This is a genomic window from Kitasatospora sp. NPDC059648 (genome assembly GCF_042734825.1).
GTDB lineage: Bacteria > Actinomycetota > Actinomycetes > Streptomycetales > Streptomycetaceae > Kitasatospora.
In genome coordinates this window covers 33,758-43,834 of the sequence record NZ_JBHWDU010000004.1, presented here as the reverse complement: position 1 = coordinate 43,834, position 10,077 = coordinate 33,758, and the positions used below count along the sequence as shown (strand labels likewise).

General features: G+C 75.3%; 8 protein-coding genes. 7 read left to right on the top strand and 1 reads right to left on the bottom strand.

Annotation, left to right across the window (positions count from 1 at the left end):
* Positions 1-98 precede the first annotated feature (98 nt).
* On the bottom strand, positions 99-995 hold the full coding sequence (locus ACFV1W_RS04110; RefSeq protein WP_380412899.1) for a HipA family kinase: 897 nt from the start codon (positions 993-995) through the stop codon (positions 99-101).
* A 165-nt stretch (positions 996-1,160) separates the two neighbouring features.
* Between ACFV1W_RS04110 and ACFV1W_RS04105 the strand changes: the two genes are divergently transcribed.
* The 7 genes from ACFV1W_RS04105 to ACFV1W_RS04075 all read left to right on the top strand — a co-directional run bounded on the left by ACFV1W_RS04105 (position 1,161) and on the right by ACFV1W_RS04075 (position 10,056).
* Complete coding sequence (locus tag ACFV1W_RS04105) at positions 1,161-1,601, top strand: SRPBCC family protein (RefSeq protein WP_380412897.1); 441 nt, start codon at positions 1,161-1,163, stop codon at positions 1,599-1,601.
* Between the two features lie 167 nt (positions 1,602-1,768).
* Complete coding sequence (locus ACFV1W_RS04100) at positions 1,769-2,923, top strand: glycosyltransferase (protein ID WP_380413161.1); 1,155 nt, start codon at positions 1,769-1,771, stop codon at positions 2,921-2,923.
* Positions 2,924-3,316: 393 nt separating this feature from the next.
* Positions 3,317-4,840, top strand: coding sequence for an exopolysaccharide biosynthesis polyprenyl glycosylphosphotransferase (locus ACFV1W_RS04095; protein WP_380412895.1), 1,524 nt, complete (start codon positions 3,317-3,319; stop codon positions 4,838-4,840).
* Positions 4,841-4,924: 84 nt separating this feature from the next.
* A complete protein-coding gene (locus ACFV1W_RS04090; protein ID WP_380412893.1) occupies positions 4,925-6,247 on the top strand; it encodes an O-antigen ligase family protein in 1,323 nt (440 codons plus the stop codon).
* The gene (locus ACFV1W_RS04085) at positions 6,244-8,079 is read left to right on the top strand and encodes a lipid II flippase MurJ (RefSeq protein ID WP_380412891.1); all 1,836 of its coding nucleotides are present in this window, start codon (positions 6,244-6,246) and stop codon (positions 8,077-8,079) included. The genes ACFV1W_RS04090 and ACFV1W_RS04085 overlap by 4 nt, the downstream gene beginning before the upstream one ends.
* Positions 8,069-8,944, top strand: a complete 876-nt coding sequence (locus ACFV1W_RS04080; RefSeq protein WP_380412889.1) for a polysaccharide deacetylase family protein — start codon at positions 8,069-8,071, stop codon at positions 8,942-8,944. The genes ACFV1W_RS04085 and ACFV1W_RS04080 overlap by 11 nt, the downstream gene beginning before the upstream one ends.
* Entirely contained in the window at positions 8,941-10,056 is a 1,116-nt protein-coding gene (locus ACFV1W_RS04075; protein ID WP_380412887.1) for a glycosyltransferase, read from the top strand. The genes ACFV1W_RS04080 and ACFV1W_RS04075 overlap by 4 nt, the downstream gene beginning before the upstream one ends.
* Positions 10,057-10,077: the final 21 nt, after the last annotated feature.

The following is a 10,077-nucleotide window of genomic DNA, read 5'->3' as shown; positions in this document are numbered from 1 at the left end:
CGTTCACCCCCGAGCGCTGACCACCGAACCCGCCGCGGGGGCGCGGGCCCCGGGCCCCCGCTCCCCGGCTGCGTTCGGCATCAGGGCCCGGAGGCGCTTCAGTCCTCGAAGTGGTGCTCCCAGACCGTCTCCACCGACGGCTTGCCGTGCAGGTCCGGCACCTCCTGCAACCAGGCCGGCCGACCGGCCCAGGTGCGGGCCGCACGCCGCAGCTCCGCCTCGCGCAGCTGCTCGGGGGTGGCGAAGCCCTCCGGCAGCCACTCCTCGGAGAGCACCGCCCGGGCGGCCAGGTGGTCGACGTACGCGTGCCGGACGGCGTCCACCGAGTCGAAGCCGGGCTCGTCGGCCAGCCACTCGTCCGGGACCAGCGCCACCACCTGCTCCAGCAGCTCGACCGTGACCAGCGGCCCGAGGTCCTCGTCGGCCAGTCGGACGTCCGGGGCGCAGGCGCCGAGCGCGTGGGCGCTGAGGTCGTACCGCTTGCCGACGGACGCCTCCGCGGTGGCCCAGCGGTGGTGGAAGATCAGCGCGGCGCCGTTGTCGATCAGCCAGAGCCGCCGGTGCCAGACCACCAGGTTGGGGTTGTGGACGGTGCGGTCGACGTTGCCGGTGAGCGCGTCCAGCCAGACCACCCGCCCGGCCTCGGCGGAGTCCACCGGGACCGTCCCCGGCTGGTAGTCCGCGGCCCCGGGCAGCAGGTCCATCCCGAGGTTGAGCCCGGCGCTCGCCCTGAGCATGTCCTGGATCTCGGTGTCCGGCTCGTCCGCGGCCACCACCGGATCGAAGTCCACCAGCCGCAGCTCCGGAACCCGCAGCCCGAGCCGCCGGGCCAGCTCACCGACGATCACCTCGGCCACCAGCGCCTTGCGCCCCTGGGCGGCACCGGTGAACTTGACCACGTACGTCCCCAGGTCGTCGGTCTCCACGACGCCCGGTACCGAACCCCCCGCCCGCAGCGGGTCCACGTAGCGCAGCGCAGTCACCAGATCGAGCACACCGGCCACCCTATCCTCCCGGGCCGGTCCGCCGGCTCCCGCCCGCGGCACGGGCGACGGGAGTCCGCGGACCGGCCCGCCGCGTGAGCGCCGCGCCGCTGTGATTGGCTTGCCGGTGAGAACGGTCCGCCAGACCGGTACCCACCACACGAGGAGAGCAAGGTCATGGGACAGGTGCAGGCCACCACCGAGCGGGTCTACGACGCCGCCCCCGAGCGGGTGTACGAGGCGCTGGCCGACTACCAGGTGACCCGCCCGAAGCTGCTGCCGGCGCAGTACAGCGAGTACGAGGTGCGGGTCGGCGGCACCGGTGCCGGCACCCAGGTGCACTGGAAGCTGCAGGCCACCGAGAAGCGGGTGCGCGACTGCCTGTTCACCGTCTCGGCGCCGAAGCCGGACCAGCTGGTGGAGAAGGACGCCAACTCCAGCATGGTGATCACCTGGACCGTCTCGGCCGCCGGCGAGGGCCGCTCCAAGGTCACCGTCACCGCGACCTGGCAGGGCGCGACCGGCATCGGCGGCTTCTTCGAGCGCACCTTCGCCCCCAAGGGCCTGAACCGGGTCCACGACCAGGTGCTGGCCAACCTGGCCGCCGAGGTCCGCTGACCCGCGCGGAGTACCAGCCGTTCCGATGGACCGGGTGAATCGCCCGGAGTTTCGAGCGGCTCGTCTGCCCGTACGAGCGGCAAGCCGTACGGGTGGACGGCCCACCACCTGCGGGTGACGGGCGTCCCGCGGCGCGGGGGAGCCACCCTAGGCTCGCCGCCGTGCATATGACGATCCTTCATGTTTCGCAGCCGGTGGACGGCGGAGTCGCCCGCGTCGTCGTCGATCTGGTCCGGGGGCAGCGCGAGGCCGGGCACCGGGTGCTGGTCGCCTGTCCGCGCGGCGGGCGGCTGGCCGAGGGGGCTGCCGCGGCGGGCGCGCTGGTCCGGGACTGGCCCGCCGACCGCTCGCCCGGCCCGGCCACCGCCGCCGAGGCCTGGCGGCTGCGCCGGATCGTCCGGGCCGCCGCGCCCGACGTGGTCCACCTGCACAGTGCCAAGGCCGGGCTGGCCGGCCGGCTGGCCGTGCGCGGCGCGGTGCCGACCGTCTTCCAGCCGCACGCCTGGTCCTTCGCCGCCGTGGAGGGCCCGATGGCCTCCGCCACCCTGCGCTGGGAGCGCTTCGCGACCCGCTGGGCGCACCGGCTGCTGTGCGTCAGCGTCCGGGAACGGGTGGACGGGGTGGCCGCCGGGGTGCACGCCGACTGGGCGGTGGTGCCCAACGGCGTCGACGTCCGCCACTACGCGCCGGCCGACCGCCGGGCCGCCCGGATCGCGCTCGGGCTGGACCTGGACGCCCCGCTGGCGGTCTGTGTCGGGCGGCTGTGCCGGCAGAAGGGCCAGGACGTGCTGCTGGCCGCCTGGCCGGAGGTGCTGCGCCGGGTGCCGCAGGCCCGGCTGGCGCTGGTCGGTGGCGGGCCGGAGGAGCAGCGGGTGGCGGAGACGGTCCGGGAGTCGGCCGAGCCGTGCCGGGTCCGGCTGGTCGGGGACGTGCCGGATCCGCGCCCGTGGCTGGCGGCGGCCGACCTGGTGGTGCTGCCCTCGCGCTGGGAGGGCATGGCGCTGGCCCCGCTGGAGGCGATGGCGGCCGCCCGTCCGGTGCTGCTGACCGACGTGCCGGGCGCCCGGGAGTGCCTGCCGCAGACCGAGCGGGCGCAGTCGGTGGTGCCGCCCGAGGAGGCGGAGGCGCTCGCCACCCGGATGGCCGAAGCGCTGTCCGATCCGATCGAGTGCGAGCGGCGCGGTGCCCGGTTGCGGAACCACGTGGTGGCCCGGCACGACGTCCGCACCGTGGTCGAACAGGTGGACGCCCTGTACCGCGACCTGCTGGGTGCCGGGCCGGCGGTCGGACGGCGCCGGGCCCGTGTCCCAGAGCGGATCTGATCGTTTCACATGCCGTGAATCCCCGCCGTTCCGGTGCCGGAGTATTCGCACCCTCAACCGGATATGGGCGAGGCGTTCAATCCGAAATACCTATTAATGGGCGGCTGGAATGAAACGGCAAGTCACCTTCCTGCCCGCATGGAATGGTTCGGTATTGTCGGATTCTGCCTGTTTCGTTTCTCTTTCATCCCGGAAATTCGCGTCCGGGCCCCTCGCGGCCGCTTCCAAGGTGACCGGCGGTTCTGCGATCGGCCCCTCCGCGGGACCACCGAGAGCCGCCAGCGATGGCAGGTGCTGTCAGGACCGCGCCCACCGGGCCGGGACGGCCGCTCCTCGCCGATCGGTGCCGGGGGGACGTCACCCCGGGCACACAGCAGGGGAGTTCGTGCGCTGATGACCATTGACCACGAGAGTGTGCCGCGATCCGGCGGGCCCCTGTCCGGACCTCGTCTGCCCGCCACCGGGCTGCTCGACCGGCCGACCGGGGCGGCGTACACCCGGGCCGTGCCGCCGCCCCGTCGGCACCGCAGGGCGGCCCGCTCCCGGCTCGCCCTGCCGCTCGCGCTGGTCCAGGTCGACGCGATCGCGCTGTGCACCGGCACCGGCATCGCCAACCGGGCGATCGACCCGACCGTCCCGCTCGCCCCGCTGCTCGGTGCCGCCGCCGTCCTGCCCCTGCTCCTGCTGCTCAACCTGGCCGGCGGCCTCTATCGCACCCGGCTCACCCTCTCCGTCCTGGACGAACTGCCCGCCCTGGCCGTCCGGGCCGTGGTCGCCACCGCCTTCGCCGTCACCCTGGCCGGCTGCCTGGAAGGCCGCTGGCCCGACTGCGGCCCGGCCACTCCGGCCCGCCTCACCGTCCTGCTCGGTGCCCAGCTCCTGATCGCCTCCGTCGGCCGCGGTGTCCTCTACCACCTGGTCCGGCGGATCCGCCGCAGCCGCCCCAGCCCCGTCCTGGTGCTCGGCGCCGGTCAGCTCGGCCGCACGGTCGCCGCCGCCCTGCGTGCGCACGGCGAGTACGGCATGCGCCCGGTCGGCTTCCTGGACGCCGACCCGCCGCTGCTGGCCGGCGACACCGACCTGCCCGTTCTCGGCGGCCGCGAGGTGCTGGAGCGCGAGATCCGCCGGTACCGGATCCACCACGTGATCGCCACCGCCGGAGCCGCCGACGAGACCGAGACCGCCGCCACCCTGCGCGACGCCGTCCGGCTCGGCTGCCAGGTCTGGCTGGTGCCCGCGCTGCGCGAGTACGGCTCGCTGCCCACCGCCCCGATCGTCGGCGCCGACCACCTGTGGGGCTTCCCCTGCCTGCGGCTCGGCAGCCCGGCCACGCGCCGCCCCGGCTGGGCCGTCAAGCGCGCCCTGGACGTCACCGCCGCCGGGCTCGGCCTGCTGCTGCTCGCCCCCGTCCTCGCGCTGTGCGCCCTCGCCGTCCGCTTCGACACCGGCCCCGGCGTGCTCTTCCGCCAGCAGCGCACCGGCCTGGACGGGCGGGTCTTCACCGTCCTGAAGTTCCGCACCCTGCGCCCCAGCAACGAGCACGAGTCGGCGACCCGCTGGACCATCGCCCAGGACCAGCGGATGGGCGCCGTCGGCCGCCTGCTGCGCAAGAGCTCGCTGGACGAGCTGCCGCAGCTGTGGAACGTCCTGCGGGGCGACATGAGCCTGGTCGGCCCGCGCCCCGAACGCCCGTACTTCGTCATGCGGTTCAGCCAGGCCTACCCCGAGTACGCCGACCGCCACCGCGTCCCGGTCGGCCTGACCGGTCTCGCCCAGGTCAACGGCCTGCGCGGGGACACCTCGATCGAGGACCGGGCCCGCTTCGACAACCGCTACATCGAGAGCTGGAGCTTCTGGCAGGACGTCAAGATCCTCTGCCGCACCGCGGTCCTGATGCTCCACCCGGACGGGAGCTGACCCGTCGTGGACCTGACCCTTCCGGCCGATCCCGCCCCGAGTCGAAGGGCGGCGGGCCCGAGCGCCCCGGGGGCGAGCGGGCGAGTGACTGCCTTACGGCGGGCCCTGCCCGCGCTCGCGGACCGGCCGAGCCTGCTCGCCGCGGCGACCGTCCTGCTGGTCTGCGTGCCCGCCGGGGAGAAGGACGTCACCGCGGCCGTCCACGTCACCGCCGCCGACGTCGCCTCGCTCGCCCTGGTCGCGCTCACCGCGCTCAACCTGCTGCGCCGACGGCTGCCCGCGATCAGCCGCACCGCCGGCGTGCTGTTCGGCGGCGTCGTGGTCGCCGCCGCCGTCGCCACCGCCGGCTCGATCGACCCGGCCACCAGCCTGACCGGCTTCGTCCGGCTCACCCAGGTGTTCGTCCTGGTGCCCGTCGCCGTGCTCTGCTCGCTGCGCGACCGCACCGACCAGCGGCTGGTCCTCGGCTCCTTCGTGCTCGCCGCCCTGATCCAGGGCGTGGTCGGCGCGAACCAGTACCTCACCCGCACCGGCGCCTCCTACACCGGCCAGCCGATCCGGGCCGTCGGCACCTTCGGCGCGCTGGACATCATGGCGATGTCCACCGTGGTCGGCTACGGACTGCTCGCCGCCCTCGCCCTGGCCCTCGGCGAACGCGAGGAGGACGGCAACGCCCGGCTCCGCCGGGCGATGTTCGCCGCAGCCGCCTTCCTCGTCTTCCCGCTCGCCGTCTCCTTCAGCCGCGGCAGCTGGATCGCCACCGGCGTCGCCGCCACCGTGCTGCTGCTGCGCGCCGACGCCCGGCTGCTGGTCCGCGGCGCCGTGCTGGGCCTGGCCGCCGCCGTCGTCCTGATCGGCGGCCTCGGCCTCGGCGCCTCCGGCGTCACCGAGCGGCTCAGTTCGATCGGTTCGGTCTCCGCCGCGCCCGACCAGTCCGTCTCCGACCGCTACGACCTCTGGACCACCGCCGGGCGGATCTGGCAGGACCACCCCGTCCACGGCGCCGGCCCGAAGGCCTTCCCCCGGCTGCGCGACAGCCACGCCCCGCTGCGGCTGTCCTCCGGCAGCGACGCCGCCGACTCCACCATCGGCTTCCAGCGCGAACCGCTGCTCTCCCCGCACAACATGTACTTCCTGGTGCTCAGCGAGCAGGGCCTGATCGGCATCACCGCCTACGCCGCGCTGTTCCTGGCACTGCTGCTCGGCTGCCTCCGCCACCGCCGGGGCGCGGTCCTCGCCGCCCTCGCCCTGCTCACCTGGGTGCTGGTCGACTTCCTCTACGCCGACATCGGTGGCACCACCACCGTGCTGACCTCCGTCGTCCTCGGCCTGGCGGCCCGCGCGGCCCTCCAGGAGGCGCCCCGCCCCGAACCCGTCCGGAGCGACGAGCGGGTGGTGGCACTGTGAGCACGGACCAGCCCGCCGTCCTCGCCTCCGCCCTCCCCGCCCCCCGCAGCGCCCACGTCGGTGCTGCCGCCCCCGAGGCCGGCCGCTCTCCCCGGGGCGGCTTCCTCGTCAAGGCCTTCGGCATCACCGCCGTGCTCAGCGCGGCCGGTTCCGGCCTCGGGCTGCTGCGCGACCTGCTGCTGGCCCGCTACTTCGGCGCCAGCCAGGGCACCGACGCCTTCCTGGTCGCCTGGACCGTCCCCGAGACGGCGGCCCCTCTGCTGATCGAGGACGCCATGTCCTTCCTCATGGTGCCCGCCTTCGCCCTCGCCCTGGTGCTGCGCGAGGAGGACCCGGACGCCCCCGACCCGGTCCGCCACCTGGTCCGCGCCACCCTGCCCTGGCTGCTGCTGGCGCTCAGCGGGCTGGCCCTGGTCGCCGCCCTGGGCGCCCCCCAACTGGTCGAACTGCTGGCTCCCGGCCTGCCCGACCCGGGCCTGGCCGTCGTCTGCACCCGGATCACCGCGATCACCGTGCTGCCCTTCGGGGTGGCCGGCTACCTGGCCGCCGCGCTGCGCGCCCACCACGGCTTCACCGCCCCCGCCGCCATCTACGTCGCCTACAACCTCGGCATCCTGGCCCTGCTGTTCGGCTTCCACGGACTGCTCGGCGTGCGCTCCGCCGCGCTCGGCGTGGCGCTCGGCAGCCTGCTGATGGCCGGTCTGCTGGTCGGCCCGTTCCTGCGCTGCCTGCGGACCGGCCGGACCGGCGCCGGCCGCGGCCGGCGCGGCCGCAACACCCTGGTGCTGATGCCGCTGGCCCTGCTGCCGGTCGCGGCGTTCACCCTGACCCGCCAGTGCCAGGTCTTCGTCGAGCGCTACCTCGGCTCGGCGCTGCCGCCCGGCACCATCTCGCACCTCAACTACGCCGCCAAGGTCTCCCAACTCGCCATGACGGCGGGCATCCTGATCTGCACCGTCACCTTCCCGCTGGTCGCCCGGGCACTCGCGGCGGGGGACCTCACGGCCGCCCGCGACCGGGTCGAGAAGGACCTCGGCCAGGCCGCCGCGGTCGTCCTGCTCGGCACCGCCTTCCTGATGGCCTGCGCCCCCTCGGTGGTGTCGCTGCTGTTCCAGCGCGGCGCCTTCGGCCCCCCCGACACCGCCGCCACCGCGGCCGTCATCCGGGTGTACAGCTTCGGCCTGCCCGCCCAGGCGCTGACCGGCGTGATGATCCGCCCGTACTTCTCGCTGCGCCCGGTCGTCCGCAGGGCCGGGGACCCGCGTGCCGAGGGCGGCGGCCGCCGGCTGCTGGACTGGTACCCGCTCGCCGCGATGCTGCTGGGCCTCGCCGTGACCGTCACCGTCGGCCTGCTCGCCACGCCCCGCTTCGGCGCCCTCGGCCTGGCCGCCGGCAACGCGGCCGGGATCACCACCGCCGCCGCGCTTCTGCTGCGCGGCCTGGTGTTGCGCGGCATCCCGCTGCGGCTGCGCCGGGTGCTCGGCGGCCACGCCCGGCTGGCCGGCACCGCCACCGGGGCCACCGCCCTGGGTGCCGCAGCCGCCGGCCTGGCCACCGGTCCGCTGCTCTCGACCCTCGTCGGGGGCCTCACCGTGGTGCTGGCCTTCGCCGCCCTCGGGGCCGGACTCGGTGCGCGCGAGGTGCGCGGCCCCGTCCTCGCGGCCGCCCGGGTCATGGGGCGGGGGCCCCTCGGGCGGACCTCGCCGGGCCCGCGGCGTCCGAGCACGCCGCTCGCCGCATCGTCGTCAGTCGCCGATCCGGCGAGATCCGCCGGAGAGGCCCTGGACCCGCCAATCGTCGCCGATGAAGGGAAGTTTCCCCATGGACAATGAACGGGGAACCCTCCGTTCGGCCCGGGCGGGCGTCACCAACGCCCCGCTCGACCGGGCGCGACTGCCCAGGAGCCGCCGCCCGGTCGGCGAACCCGCCGACCCCGGCTCCTCCTCGCCGTGGATCCTGATGTACCACTCGGTGGCCGTCGAGGAGGAGGATCCGTACCAACTCACCGTCAGCCCCGAGCGGTTCGCCGAGCAGATCGCGTGGCTGCACAGACGCGGGCGGCGCGGGGTCTCGGTCCGGGAGCTGATGCGGGCCCGGGCCCACGGGCGGGGCGACAAGCTGGTCGGCCTCACCTTCGACGACGGCTACGCGGACTTCGCCCGCTACGCCGTTCCGATTCTGCAGGCGTACGGCTTCACCGCCACCGCGTACGTGGTCGCCGACCTCCTCGGCCAGGACAACGGCTGGGACGTCGAGGGCCCGCGCAAGAAGCTGCTCACCGTCGAGGAGGTCACCGAACTGGCGGCCGCGGGTTGGGAGATCGGCTCGCACGGCCTCGGCCACCAGGCGCTGCCCGGCCTGCCCGCCGACGTCATCGCGGTGCAGACCCGGGAGAGCAGGCGGCTGCTGGAGGAGGTGGTCGGCGGCCCGGTCACCGGATTCTGCTACCCGTACGGCGCCGTCGACGCGCCCGCCGCCCTGGCCGTGCGCGACGCCGGGTACGACTACGCCTGCGCCATCGCCCACTCAGCGCTCACCGGCCGCTTCGCCCTGCCCCGCTGCTACGTCGGCGACCGCGACGGCGCCTGGCGGCTGCGCGCCAAGAGGGGCCGGCACCGGCTGCGGGACGCCGTCACCGAGCTGAGGCACGGCCGTCGGATCCTCGCCGAGCGGGCGGTCACGGAGCGCCGGCCGTGAGGGTGCTGCACATCGTCACCGGGCTCGCCTCGGGCGGCGCCGAGCGCCAACTGCACCTGATGCTACGCCACTTGCCGCCGCACCAGCGCTGCGAGGTGCTCACCCTGACCAACCCCGGCACGGTCGCCGAGGCGCTGCGCGCGGACGGGGTGACCGTCCACCACCTCGGCATGAGCGGCAACCGGGACCTCGGCGCGCTGCCCCGGCTGGTCCGGCTGGTCCGGGCCGGCCGCTACGACCTCGTGCACACCCACCTCTACCGCGCCCAGCTGTACGGCCGGCTGGCCGCGCGGCTGGCCGGGGTGCGGGCGGTGGTCTCCACCGAGCACTCGCTGCACGCCGGGGTGATCGAGGGCCGGCCGGTCACCCGGGGGGTCAAGGGCCTCTACCTCGCCGCCGAGCGGCTCGGCAGCACCACCGTCGCGGTCTCCCGGCAGGTCGCCCAGACACTGCGCTCCTGGGGTGTCCCACCGGCCCGGATCGAGCTGATCCCCAACGGCATCGACACCGCCGGCTACCGTCGCCCGCCGGCCGAGCGGTCCGCCGTCCGCGGTCGGGTCCGGGCCGAACTCGGGCTCCCGGAGGGCAGTTGGGTGGTCGGCGGGGTCGGCCGGCTGGTCCCCGGCAAGCGCTTCGAGGTGCTGCTGGCGGCGCTCGTCGACCTCGATCCGGCGACCCGGCTGGTGCTGGTCGGCGAGGGCCCCGAGCGGGCCGAGCTGGAGCGCCGGGCCACCGAACTCGGGGTCCGGGAGCGGCTGGTGCTCACCGGGGAGCGCGACGACGTGCCCGATCTGCTGGCCGCCATGGACGTGCTGGCCGCCCCCTCCACCGTGGAGACCTTCGGCCTCGGCGTCCTGGAGGGCCTCGCGGCCGGGCTGCCGGTGCGGCACAGCGCCTGCCCGGCGCTGGACGAACTGCCGCCCAGCGCCGCCCCGCAGGCCCGACGCATCCCCTCCGAGCCCGCCGCGTACGCCGCCGCGCTGCGCGACCTGCGGCAGCTGAGCGGCCACATCGCCGACCCGCTGCCGCATCCCCCGGCCGTCGGCCACTACGACATCGCCCGGGTCGCCGCCGACCTGGGCGCCCTCTACGACCGACTGGCCCGCGTCTGACCGCCCGCCGCCGGTACCGCT

Excerpts from the sequence above, each read along its gene's own strand:
- ACFV1W_RS04095 (WP_380412895.1), top strand. The coding sequence starts at position 3,317 with ATGACCATTGACCACGAGAGTGTGCCGCGATCCGGCGGGCCCCTGTCC.
- ACFV1W_RS04100 (WP_380413161.1), top strand. The coding sequence starts at position 1,769 with ATGACGATCCTTCATGTTTCGCAGCCGGTGGACGGCGGAGTCGCCCGC.
- ACFV1W_RS04080 (WP_380412889.1), top strand. The coding sequence starts at position 8,069 with ATGGACAATGAACGGGGAACCCTCCGTTCGGCCCGGGCGGGCGTCACC.
- ACFV1W_RS04105 (WP_380412897.1), top strand. The coding sequence starts at position 1,161 with ATGGGACAGGTGCAGGCCACCACCGAGCGGGTCTACGACGCCGCCCCC.